15 protein-coding genes are annotated in these 16655 nt (G+C 71.3%); 6 read left to right on the forward strand and 9 right to left on the reverse strand.

What is annotated here, in order from left to right:
• The first annotated feature begins 1 nt into the window (after position 1).
• From ACFV5H_RS09410 to ACFV5H_RS09430, 5 genes are all read left to right on the forward strand, one after another.
• On the forward strand, positions 2-835 hold the full coding sequence (locus ACFV5H_RS09410) for a helix-turn-helix domain-containing protein (RefSeq protein ID WP_385193765.1): 834 nt from the start codon (positions 2-4) through the stop codon (positions 833-835).
• Positions 817-1095: a DUF397 domain-containing protein gene (locus ACFV5H_RS09415; protein ID WP_385049002.1), complete on the forward strand. Its 279-nt coding sequence runs from the start codon at positions 817-819 to the stop codon at positions 1093-1095. Before ACFV5H_RS09410 ends, ACFV5H_RS09415 begins: the two co-directional genes overlap by 19 nt.
• 118 nt (positions 1096-1213) lie before the next feature.
• A complete protein-coding gene (locus tag ACFV5H_RS09420; RefSeq protein ID WP_385049005.1) occupies positions 1214-1939 on the forward strand; it encodes a DUF4328 domain-containing protein in 726 nt (241 codons plus the stop codon).
• Positions 1940-2046: 107 nt separating this feature from the next.
• Positions 2047-3525 (forward strand): alpha/beta hydrolase, encoded by a 1479-nt coding sequence (locus tag ACFV5H_RS09425; RefSeq protein ID WP_385193768.1) that lies wholly within the window; start codon positions 2047-2049, stop codon positions 3523-3525.
• A 148-nt stretch (positions 3526-3673) separates the two neighbouring features.
• The gene (locus ACFV5H_RS09430; protein WP_385049011.1) at positions 3674-3994 is read left to right on the forward strand and encodes a hypothetical protein; all 321 of its coding nucleotides are present in this window, start codon (positions 3674-3676) and stop codon (positions 3992-3994) included.
• A gap of 12 nt (positions 3995-4006) precedes the next feature.
• On the opposite strand, the gene ACFV5H_RS09435 is transcribed toward ACFV5H_RS09430, so the two are convergent.
• The 6 genes from ACFV5H_RS09435 to ACFV5H_RS09460 all read right to left on the reverse strand — a co-directional run bounded on the left by ACFV5H_RS09435 (position 4007) and on the right by ACFV5H_RS09460 (position 11443).
• On the reverse strand, positions 4007-4669 hold the full coding sequence (locus ACFV5H_RS09435) for a response regulator (protein ID WP_385049014.1): 663 nt from the start codon (positions 4667-4669) through the stop codon (positions 4007-4009).
• Positions 4666-5922: a sensor histidine kinase gene (locus ACFV5H_RS09440; protein ID WP_385193770.1), complete on the reverse strand. Its 1257-nt coding sequence runs from the start codon at positions 5920-5922 to the stop codon at positions 4666-4668. The genes ACFV5H_RS09435 and ACFV5H_RS09440 overlap by 4 nt, the downstream gene beginning before the upstream one ends.
• A gap of 62 nt (positions 5923-5984) precedes the next feature.
• Entirely contained in the window at positions 5985-8066 is a 2082-nt protein-coding gene (locus tag ACFV5H_RS09445; protein ID WP_385193772.1) for an MMPL family transporter, read from the reverse strand.
• 151 nt (positions 8067-8217) lie between these two features.
• Positions 8218-9405: a hypothetical protein gene (locus ACFV5H_RS09450; protein ID WP_385193775.1), complete on the reverse strand. Its 1188-nt coding sequence runs from the start codon at positions 9403-9405 to the stop codon at positions 8218-8220.
• Positions 9406-9486: 81 nt separating this feature from the next.
• The gene (locus tag ACFV5H_RS09455) at positions 9487-10479 is read right to left on the reverse strand and encodes an SCO2521 family protein (protein ID WP_385193777.1); all 993 of its coding nucleotides are present in this window, start codon (positions 10477-10479) and stop codon (positions 9487-9489) included.
• A gap of 1 nt (position 10480) precedes the next feature.
• Positions 10481-11443, reverse strand: coding sequence for an SCO2522 family protein (locus tag ACFV5H_RS09460; RefSeq protein WP_385193780.1), 963 nt, complete (start codon positions 11441-11443; stop codon positions 10481-10483).
• A 305-nt stretch (positions 11444-11748) separates the two neighbouring features.
• Between ACFV5H_RS09460 and ACFV5H_RS09465 the strand changes: the two genes are divergently transcribed.
• Positions 11749-12828 (forward strand): GNAT family N-acetyltransferase, encoded by a 1080-nt coding sequence (locus ACFV5H_RS09465; protein WP_385193782.1) that lies wholly within the window; start codon positions 11749-11751, stop codon positions 12826-12828.
• Here the strand turns inward: ACFV5H_RS09465 and ACFV5H_RS09470 are convergent.
• From ACFV5H_RS09470 to ACFV5H_RS09480, 3 genes are all read right to left on the reverse strand, one after another.
• A complete protein-coding gene (locus ACFV5H_RS09470) occupies positions 12812-13774 on the reverse strand; it encodes an FAD-dependent oxidoreductase (protein WP_385193785.1) in 963 nt (320 codons plus the stop codon). The two genes, ACFV5H_RS09465 and ACFV5H_RS09470, sit on opposite strands and share 17 nt — an antisense overlap.
• 114 nt (positions 13775-13888) lie before the next feature.
• On the reverse strand, positions 13889-14806 hold the full coding sequence (locus ACFV5H_RS09475; RefSeq protein WP_385193788.1) for an SCO2523 family variant P-loop protein: 918 nt from the start codon (positions 14804-14806) through the stop codon (positions 13889-13891).
• 3 nt (positions 14807-14809) lie between these two features.
• Positions 14810-16651, reverse strand: coding sequence for an SCO2524 family protein (locus ACFV5H_RS09480; RefSeq protein WP_385193790.1), 1842 nt, complete (start codon positions 16649-16651; stop codon positions 14810-14812).
• Positions 16652-16655 lie beyond the last annotated feature (4 nt).

Consider the following 16655-nt stretch of genomic DNA (forward strand, 5'->3'; position numbering starts at 1 on the left):
CATGGCCAATGGTTCGCGTCAAGCGGCGTGGGAGTTCTTCGGCGCGGAACTGAAGCGCCGGCGCGAGGACGCGGGGTTCACGCAGGTGGAGCTGGGTGCGCGGGTGTTCGTGTCGGGCGGCTACATCGGCCAGTTCGAACAGGCGATTCGTAAGCCGCAATTGGATGTGGCCCGGCGGATCGATGAGTCACTACAAACCGACGGCTTTTTCGAACGGCTCTGGCGCAAACTCATCAAGGAGCAGCCGTACGCGGAGTACTTCGCACACGCAGCAGAGCTGGAGCGGCTAGCGACGAACATCTGCGAGTGGGCGCCAGCCGTGGTACCGGGCCTCCTCCAGACACCCGAGTACGCCCGCTCGATCTACTTCGCGAGCAATCCGCTCACCACGGACGAGTATGTCGATGAAATGGTCGCACTTCGCATTGCACGTGCTCAGCTACTCAAGGACGCTACACGGCCGGTGTATTGGGTCCTCCTGCACGAGGCGGTGCTGCGCGTGCCCGTCGGCTCCGCCTCTGTGATGGCCCTGCAACTGGACCACATCGCGCAGGCGGCGCGCAGCCGCAAGGCCCTCGTCCAGGTACTGCCGTTCTCGGCCGGGGCACATCCACAGATGGGCAAAATCCTGAGGCTTCTGGAGTTCGAGGACGCCCCGCCGACCGTCTATACAGAGGCCGTGTTGTCCGGCAATCTGCTGGACGATCCGGCAGTAGTGAAGCGCGTGCGTGCGGATTACGATCTTTTGCGGGCCGCAGCTCTGTCACTGGACGCGTCCCTGACCATGATCGAAGCGGCAGCGGAGGACTTCAGACGATGCGCGGGTACAACCTGACCAACGCACGCTGGCGCAAGAGCAGCTACAGCGGCGGCAGCGGCGGCGAGGAATGCGTCGAAGTGGCGTACGACTTTCCCGGTGCCGCACGCTGGCGCAAGAGCAGCCACAGCGGCGGCGACGGCGGCGAGGACTGCGTCGAAGTCGCCGCCGGACTCCCCGGCGTCGTCCCCGTCCGGGACAGCAAGGTGACCGGCGGTCCGGTGATCGTCGTCGGGTCGGCGGCCTGGACGGAGTTCATAGGCGGCATCGGTCGCTGAGAGGCCCTGACCACAGGCGAATTGATATGGACGGCCTCTCGCCGTCCGACGTATCGTGCGTCCGCGCGCGATCTTCCGCGGGTGTCTGCCGTCTTACCGCCCGTGGGGGGCCATCGTCATGCTCGCGTCCAAGAATGGGCTCAGCCCGCATCACCCGCTGCCCAGCAGCGTGCCACCACTCGCCTCGCGCGGCCTCCTCATCGCCGTGGTGGCGGCGTTCGCGGCCGCCGCGCTCAGCGACCTGTTCGCCGTGTACACCGGAGTCCGGCTCCGCGCGGTGGTCGACGGCGACGTGACCGCCACGACCGTGTCGAGCCTGGAGGACACGTACTCGCTGTACGAGAGGGCGGGACAGGTCCAGATGGTCACCTTCCTGCTCTGCGCGGCGCTCTTCATCACCTGGTTCTTCCAGACGCGCCGCCGCACCGAGCTCCTGGCACCGAACTGGTTCCGCAAGGGACCCGGATGGGCGATCGGTGCCTGGTTCGTCCCCGTGGCCAACCTGTGGCTGCCGTACCGCATCGCGTCCGACATGTGGAACGCCTGCGCACCGCTGCCGACCGAGGGGAAATCGCACCGGTTGCCGATGTGGCCGGTGAACCTGTGGTGGGGCCTGTTCGTCGGAACGACACTGCTCAGCCGGTACGCCGCCGCGCGCTTCGACATGGCCGACTCGCTCACCGAGATCAGTGGCATCGTGACGCTGTTCCTCACCGTCGACCTCCTGTACGTCGCCGCCGCCGGGGCCGCCGTGGTGTTCACGGTACGGCTGGCAGCCCTGGAACGACTGAAGGCGGCCGAGGGTCGGAGCGCTTCCCCGGACGGAGTTCATACGCACCGTTGAGCCACGTGCAAGCAGGCGCCCACCACAACCCCCTGGGGTAAACCCCAGCAAAGACAAGGGCGTTGCCCGGATGTGAGCGGGGCCGTGCTGCGACAAAGCTCGTACACATGCCATCGACCACACGCACCCTCGCCCTCACCGCCGTACCCGCCGCCCTCCTCGTCGCCCTGCTCCCACCCCTGACCGCCCAGGCCGTACCCGCCTCCCTCGACTGGGGATCCTGCGCGGGCACGGCCGGCGCCGACCCCCGCCAGGAGTGCGCCACCCTCCAGGTCCCCATGGACCACGCCGACCCCGACGGGCCACAGATCTCCCTCGCCGTCTCCCGTGTCCCCGCCGAGAATCCCGCATCCCGCCGCGGCACCCTCTTCCTCATCCCCGGCGGACCTGGTGGCTCCAGCCTCAACGACCCTTCCGGCAAGGGACAGAAACTGCCGCAGGACGTACGCGACCAGTACGACCTGATCGGCTTCGCACCCCGCGGCGTCTCCCCCTCCACCTCCGTCGACTGCGGGCTGGACCACGCCGACCTCGCCACCTCCAAGCTGCGCCCCTGGCCCGCACCGGACGGCTCGATCGACGAGAACGTCGCCACCGCCGAGCGCATCTCGACCACCTGCGTCCGCAACGCCGGTGAGCTGATCCGCCACATCAGCACACGCGACAACGCCCGCGACCTCGACCGCCTCCGGGCCGCGCTGGGCGAGCGGAAGATCTCCGCGTGGGGTGTCTCGTACGGGACGTACGTCGGTGCCGTGTACAGCCAGATGTTCCCGCACCGGACGGACCGGATCGTGCTGGACAGCAACGACGACCCCGACCCCACCCGGGTGGCCCGCGCCTGGCTCGCCGGGCACGAGCGGGGTGTCGAGGACACGTTCCCGCACTTCGCGGCATGGGCGTCGGCGCCCGACAACCCGGACCGGATCGCGGACACGGCCGCCGAGGTGCGTCCGCTGTTCCTGCGGCTCGCCGCCCGTCTCGACCGTGAGCCGCTCCCCTGGCCCGGCGCCAACCCGGACGAGCTGAACGGCAACGTCCTGCGCCAGACCCTGCTGGACAGCCTCTACCGGCCGAGTAGTTACCCGGCCCTCGCGAAGCTGATACTCGCCGCGCAGTCCGGCACCGTACCGCCCGCGCCGCCCGCCCCGCCGGAGTCGGTACTGCAGAACGTGACCGCTGTCGGCGTGGGAACGCTCTGCAACGACGTGACCTGGCCCAGGTCGGCCGCCGTGTACGAGAAGGGCGTCGCGGAGAGCCGGGCCGAGTACCCGCTCACCGCCGGGATGCCGCGCAACGCGATGCCGTGTGCCGCCTGGCCGTACCCGCCCCGCGAGGCACCTGTACGGATCACCGGCCGGGGCCCGTCCGACATCCTCCTGGTCCAGAACGAACGGGACGTCGCGACCCCGCTCAGCGGCGCGCTGAAGCTGCGGGAGGCGCTCGGCCGGCGGGCGGTCATGGTCACCGTGAACTCCACCGGCCACGACGCCTACCTCGCCCACGGCAACGAGTGCGGCGACCGCACGGTCTCCCGATTCCTCGCCACCGGCGAACGGCCCCGGCAGGACACGTACTGCCGCTGAAGTCGAAGGCCCTCGGAAGCGTTCGTCCGACCGGCCGATGAGATGCCGATGACTCCGTTGGCGTGACGTTTCACCACGGTCGCAACCGGAGCGCCCACGCCCCGGCTCCTGTCCTGCAGAACCGACACCCCTCGGTGAGGAGACCGACATGACCGCGACCGCTTTCGAGTACGGCCCGAACCATGCCTTCGTCGACCCCTGCGCCGTCGCGGACGGCACGGACGCCCGCTGGTGGCCCGCGGCCGCCGGACAGCCGGAGGGCGACTACCTGCTGGCCCCGCCCAACCCGGCCGACCGGCTCGGCACCGGTATCGACCCGCGCGACCGGCGCCGGCTGGAGCTCCACGCCGCCCTGACCGCCGCCGGCATTCCGCCCCGGCCCGAGGACCGTGAGGCCATCGAGAGCCTGAGCGCCCTGTCCGGCAGCATCAACAGCACCATCCAGCGCTGGCTGCACCACACGCTCTGAACCCCGGCCGGCTCACGACCTCCCCGGTGCCACCAGCCCCGACTCGTACGCCACGATGACGAGTTGAGCCCGGTCCCGCGCCCCGAGCTTGCCCATGGTCCGGCTGACGTGGGTCTTCGCGGTGAGCGGGCTCAGGCCCAGCGAGTCGGCGATCTCGGTGTTGTTCAGGCCGCGCGCGACCAGGGCGAGCACCTCGCGCTCGCGGTCGGAGAGGCACTCGGGTCCTGCGGTGACCGGCGCGGACGGGCTGCGCAGGAAGCGTTCGATGAGCCGGGCCGTGGGGCCGGGTGAGAGCAGGGCCTCGCCGGCCGCCACCGTGCGGATGGCGTCGAGGAGTTCGGCCGGTCTGGTGTCCTTCACCAGGAAGCCGGAGGCGCCGGCGCGCAGCGCGTCGACGATGTTCTCGTCGGTGTCGTAGGTGGTGAGGACGAGGACCCTGACCCCCGCGAGGTCGTCGTCGGCGGCGATCAGGCGGGTCGCCTCGATGCCGTCGAGGTCGGGCATGCGGATGTCCATGACGACGAGGTCGGCGCGCTCGGTGCGGGCCAGTTCCGCCGCCTGCCGGCCGGTGGCGGCCTGGCCGACGACCTCCATGTCGGGCGCCGACTCGACGAGCATCGCGAAGGCCTCCCGTACGAGGGTCTGGTCGTCGGCGAGCAGCACGCGGATGGTCATCCGGTTCCTGTTCCTTCCCGAGTCGTCGCGGGCGTCAGCGGCAGGGTCGCCGTCACCTGGAAGCCGCCGCCCGCCCGTGGTCCGGCGTCGAGTGTGCCACCCACGCTGCGGGCCCGTTCCCGCATTCCGACCAGACCGAAGCCGGGGGTGGTGCCGGGGGTGGGGCCGGTGCCGTCGTCGGTGACGGACAGGCGCAGCGCTCCGTCCTCCTCGCGCAGGTCGACGCGGACCGCCGGTTCGGGTCCGGCGTGCCGGACCGCGTTGGTCAGCGCCTCCTGGACGAGACGGTAGGCGGCGGCGCCGACGGCGGGCGGTACGGGGCCCGCCACCCGGACGGCCGGTTCGACGCGGGCGCCCGCGAGGCGCGCGGCCTCCACCAGGTCGGGTACGCCGTCCAGTCCGGCCAGCGGGCCACGGGTGTCCGAGGGGCCGTTGTCGCGCAGCACCTCCAGGGTCGTACGGAGCTCCCCGCGGGCCGTCCGGCAGGTCTCGGCGATGTCGTCGAGGGCCTTGGCGACGGTCTCGCGGTCGAGGCGGTCGGGGTCGGCGGTCAGGACGTGGGCGGCGACCGAGGTCTGCACGCCGATGAGGGTGATGCTGTGCGCGAGCAGGTCGTGCAGGTCCCGGGCGACGCGCAGGCGCTCCTCGGCGACCCGGCGGCGGGCCTCCTCCTCGCGCGTGCGTTCGGCGCGTTCGGCGCGCTCGACGATGGCGGTGACGTACTGGCGGTAGAAGCGGACGTCGACGCCGAGGAAGAGCACGGCGACGACCCAGCCGGTGATGCGGAGCAGCTCCACGAAGCCGTCGGGGTTGGTGAGGGCGTTCACGGTGAGGGTCGTGCCGATGACCAGGACGCCGATGGTGAGCGTGCGGCGGGGCGTGCTGGTCGCGGCGACCGTGTAGAGGGCGATCATGGAGCCGGCGACGGGTGCGCCGTGGTTGTTGTCGAGGGCGTGGTACGGCACGACCGGCGCCAGGACCAGCAGGAGCACCAGCAGGGGCCTGCGTCGGCGCCACGCCAGCGGTACGTGGGCGGCGAGCAGCAGTGCCCAGCCGAGCGCGTCGGGGCGGCTGCCGTGGCCGGCGAGCAGCGCGACGGCCGTGGCGAGCGCGGCGGTGCACACGGCGAGGATCGCGTCGTTGCGGACGGCGTGCGGGGCGGTCAGGGGGTCGCGGTTGATCGCGGCCATGATCCGCTCGCCGGTGCGGGGGCGTTCGGCCGCCTGCGCTGTCTTCGTGTGCACGGGGTACATCCTCCGGGAGGAGGGCGCCCCTCCGGGAGGGAGGGGCGCCCTTGTCATCGGCACGCGGGCGGTCACACCGGTTCCGGCTGCCGTTCGCGCGGGACGGGCTCCGGGGCCTTGGAGAGCCTGCCGGGCCACCACAGCCGGCGGCGCAGCAGCACGCTCGCGGTGGTGACGAGGTAGGTGCGGACGAGGAAGGTGTCGAGGAGGACGCCGACCGCGATGACGAAGCCGAGTTCGACCAGCGGCACCAGGGGCAGCGTGGTGAGTACGGCGAAGGTCGCGGCGAGGACGACGCCGGCGGAGGCGATCACGCCGCCCGTGGTGCGCAGGGCGGTGAGTGCGGCGGCCTCGGGTTCGGCGCCGTTCAGGGACTCCTCGCGCATGCGGTGCAGGAGGAAGATGCCGTAGTCGACGCCGAGGGCGACCAGGAAGACGAAGGACAGCAGTCCGAGTCCGGGGTCGGTGCCGGAGAAGCCGAGCAGCGGTTCGAAGACCAGTCCGCCGATGCCGAGGGCGGCGCCCCAGACGGCGACGACCGCGGCGAGCAGCAGCAGCGGTGCGACGAGGCTGCGGAGCAGGACCATGAGGATCACGAACACGGCGGCGAGGACGAGCGGCACGATCACCTTGCGGTCGCGGGCCTCGCTGTCGGCGAGGTCGAGCTGCTGGGCGCTGAGGCCGCCGACGTAGGCGCCGAGGTCGTCGTCGAGGGTGTCGCGCAGGGTTTCGATGGTGCGGGTCTCGCCGGCCGTCTCGGGGGCGGCGGTGGCGAACACGGAGATCTCGGTCCAGCCCTCGCCGTCGCGTCCGGCGGTGGCGTCGGCGACCCCCTCGGTGGTGCGGGCCTTCGCCAGGACGGCGTCCGCCCGGTCGGTGGGGGCCATCACGGTGAGGGGGCGGCTGCTGCGCTCGGGGTACTCCTCGGCCAGAATCTCCATCGCGGTAATGGACTCGGGCCGGTCGGTGAAGGAGTCCTCCTGCCTGAGGTCGCCGCCCAGGTTGAGGGTGCCGAGGGCGAGGGCGCCGAGGAGGAGCCCGCCGCCCACGAGGACGGCGGCGGGGCGGCGCGCGGCGGAGGTGCCCATGGCGGCGAACAGCGACCGGCGGGCCTTGGGGGCGCTGCCGAAGGCGGGGATCAGTGGCCAGAACACGCGGCGGCCGAGCAGGACGAGGACCGCGGGAAGCAGGGTCGTCATGGCGACGAGTGCGGCGAGTACGCCGATCATGCCGACCGGGCCCATGCCGCTGCTGCTGTTGAGGTCGGCGGCGAGCAGGCAGAGCAGTCCGGCGGCGACGGTGCCGGAGGAGGCGAGGATCGCCGGTCCGCAGCCGCGCAGGGCGGCGCTCATCGCGTCGTACGGCCGCTCGTGGCGGCGCAGTTCCTCGCGGTAGCGGGAGACGAGCAGCAGCGCGTAGTCGGTGCCGGCGCCGAGGACGAGGACGGTCATGATGCCGCCGCTCTGGCCGGTGACGGTGACGTCGAAGAGTTCGTGCAGGCCGTATCCGGCGGCCATCGCGACACCGGCGGCGACACCCGCGACGGTGAGTGGGACCAGCCACAGGAACGGGCTGCGGTAGATCAGCACGAGCAGCACGGTGACGACGCCGAGGGTGGCGAACAGCAGGGTGCCGTCGATGCTCTCGAACACCTCGCCCATGTCGGTGCCGAGGGCGCCGGGCCCGCCGACCTCGACGCTCAGTCCGCCGGTGCCGTCGGCGATCTCGCGCACCCCGTCGACGAAGGCGTTCCTGGCCTCCTCGTCCTGGCCCGGCTGGGTGCTGGAGACCGGGTACATGAGGGTGCCGCCGTCCGCGGAGGGGACGCCCCGGGGGGTGTCCGTCAGGTCGTACGCGCCCTCGACCTCGGCGACCTGTGCGGCGGCGGTCTCCCGGTCGGCGGCGCTCAGTCCGCCGTCCCGGTGGTAGACGAGCACGAGGTCGGTGGACTCTCCGCCGGGCAGCTCGTCCTGGATGCGGGCCACCTGGGTGGAGTCGGCGCTGTCGGGCAGGTAGTCGACGGCCCGGTCCTGCTGGACCCCGCTGAACTTGCCGGCGAGCGGCCCGACGAGCACGAGCGCGGCCAGCCACAGCCCGACCACCGCCCAGGGCACGAGGCGCCGTCGCCGTACTGGTGTCCTTGCGTCCCCCATGAGACGGGGCTCCCTCCGGTCGGGTGTCTGGGTCGGTTCCCAGACTCCCGGCGGAAGGGGCGCGGGTCGTCGGACGTGGGATCGAGTTGCGGGGTACTGCGTGGGGCGGCACGGGGGCGCGACTACTCCCCCGGGAGTAACCGCCCGGAGGCTACGCCCGGTCGACCATCCAGGTGCCGTCCTCCTCGTCGTCGACCCGCACCTCCAGTTCGCGGACGCTCATGCCCGCCTCCCACAGTTCCCGGAAGCGTTTCATCCGGTCCTGGACGTGGTCGCGTCGCGCGATGAGCCGGGTCCTGACGTTGACGTCGCGCAGGTCCTGCTCGATCTCGAAGGAGACCTCCTCGTCGTAGACGATGAAGTCGTCGGTGGTGCCGCGCTGGAGGTGCGGCGGCAGCTCGGGCAGCACCGCCACCCGGACCTCGATGTGCAGCGCCTGCTGTTCGTCGCACAGCCGCAGCAGCCGGTCGTCGAGTTCGCGCGCGCTCGCCAGCAGGAACAGCCGCCGTACCGGCACCCCGTGTTCCTCGATCGCCTCCCGCTGGGCGTCGAGGTAGCGGCTGGCGGGTTCGCTGTTCCAGAACTCTCGGTCGACGGAGGTGCTGATGGCGTCGACGGAGCGTTCGGCGGCGTGGGTGAGGGTGAGCATCCAGTCGTGGTTCTCGCCGTGGCACTCCACGCTCATGCTGGTGAGCGCCGCCATGTGGCCGACCACCCGCTGCATCTCCAGGCGGACGAACGTGTAGAGGATCGACGGTCCGGGTGCGAGGGCCTCGGCGAAGCGCTTGGCCAGTTCCGGTACGCCGTCGGTGCGGACGCGGTCGAGCGGCGGGTAGGACTCGGGGGCCGGGTCCTGCTGGGTGAGGCGGGTCTCGACGAGCTGCCGGATGTCCTCGGTGTGCCGGGCCAGGCCGGTCCGCAGGTCGTCGTCGTGCCGCTCCAGCCCGTCCCGCACGGTGGCGGCGGTCTCGGCGAGGACGCTCTGCGTCCGCAGGGCCTGTTCGTCGGGTTTCCGGTCGCGGGCGAGGAGGTGCTGGAGGGCCACCGTGGCGGCGGCGCAGAGTGCGGCGGCGGAGAGCTGCCGGAGCGCTCCGCCCTCGGGGCTCAGCAGTGCGGCGACGCCCCAGATGACGAGGCCGACGGTGAGGCCGGTCAGGAGTCTGCGCGTCCACTCGGTCCGGTCGGGCGACTGTGCCCGGGGACGTGCGGGTGTGCCGCCCGGGGCGCCGGGCGGCCGGGTCGGACCGGGGATCGCCGGGGCGCCCTCGCCTCCGGGCGCGCCCCCCGCGCCGGGCGGGCGTGCCGTCTCCTCGGGCTGGGGTGACTGTGCCGTGCTCATCTCGCTTCTCCCCCCGTTGGGATACGCGTCGGATCGGGGTGCGGGGATGTGCGTCGGGGCCGTGGCGGCGCGCTCAGGGGCTCAACTCGCCTCCCGGTGGGGAATCGCGTGCAGGGCGAGCTGGTCCCGGATGCGCTGCACCAGGGTGCGCCACTGCCGGGTGAAGCCGGGGCGGTCCTCCAGCGCCTCCCAGAGCGGGGCGAGTTCGTGCGCGACGCGGGCCCGTGGCATCCACAGGTGCAGCAGGTGGTCGACGGCGGGCCGCAGCGCCGTGACGACGGCGGGGCGGTCCTCGCCGGTACGGGGCCGCGTCCGGGCGGGGGGTTCCGCGGCGCCCAGCCGGATGCCGTCCAGGACGCGGACGAGGGTGGTGAGCAGCCAGTCGTGCAGGGCGAGGTCGTCGCAGAGCCCGGCGATCTCACCGGCGGGCGTGCCGGCGGGGACGCGGAGCCGTACGGTGCGCAGCTCGTCCTCGGCGAGGGTGAACCGCTCGATCGACGGCCCCTCGTCGCGCTCGGCGGGCAGGGCGACCCAGCGCAGCCGGGTGGGGCGGGACTTCAGGGGCGGGCGGTGGTCGAGCAGGGGGTGGCGCAGCAGGCGGGTGAGGAGTCCGTCGGCGATCAGCCCGACGTCGAGTTCGCCGTGCCGCCCGCCGTTCAGCAGGCCCTGGGCGACCGCCTCGTACGGCAGTTTCCCGAACGGCTCGACCGTCGCGGGCCGTACGAGGTAGTGGCCCCAGGGGCGCCGGTGGTCGGGACCGGAGGCGGGGACACGGAAGTAGGCGGAGCTCTGCAGGACGCGCCCCTCGGTGAGGGAGGCCCGGGCGGCGACGGTGCCGACGGCGCGGATCCTGGCGCCGTCGGCGCTGGGCAGGGGGCAGTCGACGCCGGTGAGGGTGTCCGGGGAGCGGCCGTAGAGGTTGGGGCGTTCGGAGAGCAGGACGCGTTCGTCGGCGCGCAGTCCGAGGAGCTGGGCGGCGGAGCGGCTGTCGAGGGCCTGCAGGGCGGGCAGCAGGCAGGTGCGGACCTCGCCGCAGGCGAGCACGACGGGTGGTGGCGTCTCCCCCGGCGTCATGTCACTGCCCCGCGTAGAAGACGTAGGAGATGCGGTCGGCCACCGAGTCGGGAACGGCCGCGTTCTCGCGGGCGGAGCGCTCGGCGGTCTGGGCCAGTGCTCCGGGGTCGACCTCGATCTGGTCGAGGATCACGCGGACGGCGTGCTCGACGGGGAGGAACCGGCTGGGGATCACCGAGCAGGTCCGGTAGGCGGCGAACGGGTCCGCGCGCGGGTTGAGGCGGAGCAGCGGAGGCAGTTCGTCCCAGTCGTCGGGGAAGGCGTCGGCGGTGTGCGGCTGGGGTACGAGGACGGCCTCGCCCTCGTTGCGCAGCAGCCCGAGGCGGGCGAGCTGCCACACCGCGGCGAGGAAGGGGCAGGACCAGGTGCGGTGTCCGTCGGGGCCGTCGTCCCGGAGTTCGACGTCCAGGAAGACGGAGTGGCGGCGGGCGGCGGTCTCCTTCGGCGGCTGCCAGGCGGTGGCCTTCTTCATGGCCTGCGGGGCGCGTGCGACGGGGCTGCGCTCACCGTTGGCCAGCCAGCCGGTCTGCGCGGCCGGGGGGCGCAGGCCGTAGCTGCCGGGCGGTGGTTCCTCGACGATCCGTCCGGCCACGGCCTCGGCGACCGGTACCTTGCCGGCGACGGCGCAGCCGGACTCGCGGGCCAGGTAGTCGACGACGAGCCCGGCCCGGTCGGCCTCCCGGAGCAGCATGGGGACGACTTCGGCGGGGGCGGAGAAGCGGGTGAAGTAGTCGTCGATCAGGAAGCAGGTGCTGATCCGGGGGCGTTTGCCGCCGGTCGCGGCGGCGGTGGCGCGGGCCGCCTCCGCCCAGGGGCGCACCCGCTCGAAGTGCCGCCGCAGGTGCCCGGGGCCGGCCTCGAAGTCCTCCATGTAGAGGTGGCCGAGTTCCAGGGAGAGGTGGGACAGGGGCACCGCCTGGGTGCGTGGCCTGGAAGCGGTCTCCTGGAACACGGACTCCGTCATAGCGTCTCCACTCCGTGTAGGTCATAGCCGTGTCAGTAGCCCAAGTCATCGATTACACAATTGACTTGACGATATGCTGTCGGCAGCAATGTTCCGTGGCCAAAGGGCCGAGGAGCACACACCGATCAGTAGCATGCAATCCCGGAACCTCGGGCTGACCGGAACGGACGGACATGGCTGCGTGGTCGACCAGGACAGCTGACTCAGAGGATCTGGCCCACCTCCACTCTCTCCTGATCGATTCGTGCGAGCCGTCGGTCCTCCCCTCGCCGACTGTCCTCGGCACAGCCATTGAGCGTGGCCTGGTGCGAGTCGCCGAATCCGGCGGTGCGTTGGTGGGGTGCGTCGTCGCCGAGACGCCGTCGCCGGGGCATGTGCGGCTGTCGGCGATCGCGGTCCGCACCAGCGTGCGGCGGCAGGGCCTGGCCACTCAGCTTCTGGTCGAGACCGTGAAGGCCCACCGGGCGTCCGAGTCACCGCTCATATCCGCCCTGGCCAATCCGGGGGACTCGGCGCTGTCACGGCTCCTCCTGACATGCGGCTTCCTGGGTACCCGACTCATGCGCGGCAGCGGTTCCGGTTTCCACATTCACTACCAGCACAAGTCGCGCGTCGCTTATTTGGATCCGGATTCCCGGCACCTCGTACCTGTCAGTGATCAGGAGCAGCTCGCCGAGTCCCTGGCACCGTCCGATCACGCGGTGACGGCGCTGGTGCCCCTGGGCGACGGTTCGGCGTTCGAGATAGCGAGGTTCGAGCAGGACGACCCCGCGACGCTTCAGTCCGGAGAAGCCGCGGCCGGCATCGCCTTCGCCGGTTCCGTTCTCGCCGCCATCACCTTCCTCCTCGGCTTCGCCTTCACCTCGACCCGCTTCCCGGACGACGTACGTCTGCTCCTCATCGGAGCGACGTTCAGCACCGTGCTCTCCCTGATCGTGTACGCGAGTGCTTCTGGCGAGCTCGCCCGGATCCGCTCCAACTCGTTCGGCAAGATCATGAAGTGGGGGAATGTGCTGTCCGAGTACGGCGGTGTGTTCCCTTTCCTGATCTCGCTCCCCGTGACCTACGCACAGGCCAGCGGGAACCCCTGGACCACCATGGTCTTGGCCCTTGTGATCAGTGGCGCCATCGCCTGGTACGAACGATCCGAGTTTTCCGTCGCCCGTCGCTTCCGCCGGAGTCCGGGCGAACTCACCTTGGTGGTGCTCACTGCGGCTTCGCCGACAGTGGGCGCGGGCCTGGTGGCGGCGAACGCCACGAGTTGGCCGTGGACCACGGTGCTGGTCGTTACCCTTTCGGCCCGGACATGGTTATACCTCTTCCGCCGAGGCGCTGAGGCGGACATCCCCGAGCGTCGGCAGTGGCAGATCAGGCAGTCGCCGTGAGCACACGGCGGATCCGCTCCGCAACCTCGCGGGCGCACCCCCAGGACAGGGTCAGCCCGGCTCCGCCATGACCGTAGTTGTGCACGAGCAGTCCGCCCCCGTGGTGTTCTTCCGCCAGCCGGATCCGTGTCCGTGCCGGTCTCAGCCCCACCCGCTGTTCGAGGATCCGGGCTCCGGAGAGCGACGGTTCCACGGCGACGCAACGCGCGATGATCCGGTGGGCCGCTTCCTCGTCGGGTGACAGATCCCAGTTGCCCCGGTCCGACGTACCGCCGAGAACCACCGTGCGAGCGTGCGGGTAGATGTAGGTGAGCTCGTCGGCATCAGGGGTGCCGTCGCAGAAGAACGACTCGATGCCGGGGTTCTCCACCACGACGAGTTGGCCGCGCACCGCCTCGACCGAGGGGTCGTCCACCAACGCCCTGGCTCCGGTGCCCGAGCAGTTGACGACCACCGGCGCCTCGCGCATCGCCTCCTCGACCGCGCCGTACCGGTGACTGCGAATGGAGCTGCCTTCCTCCGCGAGTCGTCGAGCGAGGTAATGGAGGTATCGGGGCATGTCGACGAGAGGCGCGCGGTAACGCCATCCGGCCACGAACCCACGCCGAAGGTCCTCCGGCGCGCACAAGCGCCCGCCGACCAGGCCGCTCCACGTCGGCATGGCACACGGAATTCTGGACTCCTGCGTTCCCTCCACGATGCGGATACCCGTGTCCTTGTCGACCCCCAATGCGACAAGCTCCGACAGGGTCTCCCGGCTCCAGCGTTCGACCACGTCGCTGGGCTCGGCGAGATAGGGGTCCCACATCGCGCCGGCGGCCGCCGAGGTCGTCGCGCCGGGGGGACGATCGGTGTCCACCCGGACTCTCATCCCGGCCTCCGCGAGACACACCGCTGTGGTCAGCCCGGAGACTCCGGCACCGATCACGACCGCATCGGCCGACACTGCTCGCCTCCGTCATGCGCAGTTGTCAGAGCTCCGCTCGGCCAACGCCAGCTTCCGGTTCACCGAGGCCACCCGAACCGGCGTACACGCCATGATCCACGACCGGCATCTCCGTCAAGATCGCCCCCAGTACGAGTCGTCCGTCAAGCGCCGGGCGATCTCCTCCAGCGCCTCCAGTGTCTCCTTGTTGGCGATCTGTGTGGAGAGGACGTCCGCTTCGGTGATGAGCTGTTCGCGCCACTGCAGGATGGGTTCCAGGGGGACGACGCCGAGCACCACACTGTCACCGATGCCGTGTTCCGCGGCGAGCCGGCGCAGCGCCTCGTCGCAGGACTGCATCCAGGCGGCCTGGGCGGGTGTGCCCTGGGACCACAGCGGTGAGTCCGGGTCGGGTACGGCGGCCCGGACGAAGCGGACGGCGCCCCGCAGCGCCTCCTCGTCGTGACCGCGTTCGACGCCGCCCCTGATGATGCCGTGGTCCTTGTGGACGAGTCCGGCGGCGGCGATCACGTGCTGCCGGGTCCAGCGGTGGAAGACCAGCCAGCGGAAGGGGACGTAGCGCATCCGGGGGTGGGCGGTCGCGGCGAGGGCCATGTCGACGGCGTAGCTGCGGCCGGCGCTGAGGTCGACGACGATCAGGTCGAACTCGCCGTGCAGCCGCAGCAGGAGGTCGACGCACCGTTCGAGGGCGTCCTCGCCGACGGCGAACTCGCCGCCGCCGGCGTCGCCGGGGAGCAGCACCAGGCGGCCGGCCTGGTTGGGGCGGGCGCGCAGCTGGGGGTGCTCGGTCTGCCGCCAGACGTCGATCCTGGCCGGTTCGGTGACCGTGCCCTCCAAGTAGGAGTGCAGGCCGCGTTCCTCGGTGCCGCGCATCGCGCCGGGTACGTCGAAGACGGCGGCGGCGGTGGGCGAGCCGAAGTCGAAGTCGACGTAGGCCACGTGGTCGCCGGCGAGGGCGCGCTGGTAGGCCAGGTTGGCGCTGGTCACCGAACGGCCGGTGCCCCCTTTGTCGGAGGCGGCGAAGACGAGCACGGCTCACACCTCCTGCGCGGCTGCGCCCCGTGCCTGGGCCAGGGTGTCGAGTTCCTGGAGCACCGGCAGGGCCAGGGCGAAGGCGGTCGCGGGCCGGTCGTCGACCAGGCTCCGGGCGTGGTCCAGGCGGCTTTCTATGCTCCGCATCGCCCGGCCCCGGCTGCCGTCGGGGCTGGCGGAGGCCTCCATCTGTTCCCTGCCGAAGAGGTGGGTGGCCTCGCTGAGCAGGTCACGGGCGAGCTGGGCGAGTTCGGGGCTGCGGATGGGCTGTTGTTCGTAGAGGTTGCGGGCGGCGACCAGGCACTCGGTGACGCGTTCGGTGATGCTCCAGGAGAGGCGCTTGCTGACGCGCGTGTCCGGGTAGACGGCCCGCGCGTGGTCCCAGAGGCCGGCTCCCTCACCGTCCTCGATCCGCCGGTTCCACAGGTGCTCGAACGCCTGCTCGCCGAGGCGGAGCAGCCGGTCCTGTGCGTCGATGTTCCGGGAGAGCTCCGCGAGCTGGATGATCCGCTTGAGGAGTTGGGCCGAGAAGTCGGTCATCCGCCACTGCAGCGGGGAGCCGGACCGCTCGGAGCCGGCGAGCGGCATGGTGACGCCCGGGTTGTGCAGCTCGATGACGGGATCGTTCCTGGTCATGCGGCTGGTGACGCGGCCGCGGTCGGCGAGGCGCTCCATGATGGCGACGGTGCGGGTGAGGTCGTCGTCGGTGGCCTTCCGGCGGACCAGGTCGTGGACGAGGATGGCCGCGACGGTCAGGGAGAAGTACTCCGACTCCAGGCGCAGTCCGGTGGTCTGCCAGGGCAGGTCCTCCAGGGGCCAGCGCTCGCTGCCGAACCGGGCGATGGCCGACCAGTACTGCTGGCTGAGCTCCCAGCGCAGGCGTAACGCCTCGGCGAGTTTCTGCTGGTCGGCGTCGAGCAGTCCGAGGGTGAGGGTGCGGTCGGAGAACAGGTCCTGGATGCCGTCCAGGGCGATGACGGTGAAGTACACGTACGGCAGCCGGTCGGCGATGCCGTCGGGCTGGCCGGGGACCTGGATGTCCAGGTCGGTGATGGTCGGCGCGTCCTTGACCACGCCCCAGGCCCAGCCGCACTCGAAGAGCTGGCTCTCGTCGCGGATGGACTCGTCGGCCTGGATGCCGCGGCTGAGGCTTTCGATGATCGTGGCGCGCAGCGGGCGGAAGCGGCGGGAGAACTGCTGGAGGGCGGCCCGGTCGGACTGTCTGTCCTGGCCGATGACCTGGATGAGCCGCTGTCCCTGTTCGGACTCGGCGTCGAAGACGTTGACGGTGAAGGAGCGCAGCAGACTGATCATCGCGGCGGTCAGCCGGGTGTTGGTGGCCTCCCTCAGCTCGGCGAGGGCCTTGCGCACGTCGGGGCGGGTGGTGCTGGGCTCGTAGACCTTGAGGAATCCGAGTGTGGCGAGGCAGAGCGTGACGGACATGGAGTAGGAGTCGACCACGCCCAGCTGGTACTGCTCGTGGGTGAGTTTCTGCTGGGGTTCGGTCGGCCTGAAGTAGTGTCCGCCGGCGAAGGTGGGGCTGTCGTCGGGGCCGGTGTGGCTGCGCATGAACTGGGAGAGCGCGGTGATCAGGTTGGGCGGGATCTCCAGCCGGCTGCCGACCCCCTCCAGCGCGCGCAGCACGTCCCGTTCGGTGGTGTCGGGCTGGTCGAGGCGGAACGCGGGTACCTCGGTGGCGGGATAGAGCAGGCAGAGCAGCCGCTCGGCGTCGGCGACGCTGCTCAGCCCGTCGGTGTCCTCCCAGACGAGCTTCCCGTCGTCGAACGAATGGCGGGCCATGGACCGCCAGATGTCCAGCAGGTGCTGCCGTGGCTTGATCTGCATCCCC

Origin of the sequence: Streptomyces sp. NPDC059787 (assembly GCF_042732315.1) — a bacterium.
In the GTDB taxonomy this organism is placed as follows: domain Bacteria; phylum Actinomycetota; class Actinomycetes; order Streptomycetales; family Streptomycetaceae; genus Streptomyces; species Streptomyces atrovirens.

Bases quoted from the DNA above. Each gene is read 5' to 3' on its own strand.
- ACFV5H_RS09460 (WP_385193780.1), bottom strand. From the start codon at position 11,443: ATGACGGAGTCCGTGTTCCAGGAGACCGCTTCCAGGCCACGCACCCAG.
- ACFV5H_RS09480 (WP_385193790.1), bottom strand. From the start codon at position 16,651: ATGCAGATCAAGCCACGGCAGCACCTGCTGGACATCTGGCGGTCCATG.
- ACFV5H_RS09420 (WP_385049005.1), top strand. From the start codon at position 1,214: ATGCTCGCGTCCAAGAATGGGCTCAGCCCGCATCACCCGCTGCCCAGC.
- ACFV5H_RS09440 (WP_385193770.1), bottom strand. From the start codon at position 5,922: ATGTACCCCGTGCACACGAAGACAGCGCAGGCGGCCGAACGCCCCCGC.
- ACFV5H_RS09430 (WP_385049011.1), top strand. From the start codon at position 3,674: ATGACCGCGACCGCTTTCGAGTACGGCCCGAACCATGCCTTCGTCGAC.
- ACFV5H_RS09410 (WP_385193765.1), top strand. From the start codon at position 2: ATGGCCAATGGTTCGCGTCAAGCGGCGTGGGAGTTCTTCGGCGCGGAA.
- ACFV5H_RS09435 (WP_385049014.1), bottom strand. From the start codon at position 4,669: ATGACCATCCGCGTGCTGCTCGCCGACGACCAGACCCTCGTACGGGAG.
- ACFV5H_RS09445 (WP_385193772.1), bottom strand. From the start codon at position 8,066: ATGGGGGACGCAAGGACACCAGTACGGCGACGGCGCCTCGTGCCCTGG.
- ACFV5H_RS09450 (WP_385193775.1), bottom strand. From the start codon at position 9,405: ATGAGCACGGCACAGTCACCCCAGCCCGAGGAGACGGCACGCCCGCCC.
- ACFV5H_RS09455 (WP_385193777.1), bottom strand. From the start codon at position 10,479: ATGACGCCGGGGGAGACGCCACCACCCGTCGTGCTCGCCTGCGGCGAG.
- ACFV5H_RS09425 (WP_385193768.1), top strand. From the start codon at position 2,047: ATGCCATCGACCACACGCACCCTCGCCCTCACCGCCGTACCCGCCGCC.
- ACFV5H_RS09415 (WP_385049002.1), top strand. From the start codon at position 817: ATGCGCGGGTACAACCTGACCAACGCACGCTGGCGCAAGAGCAGCTAC.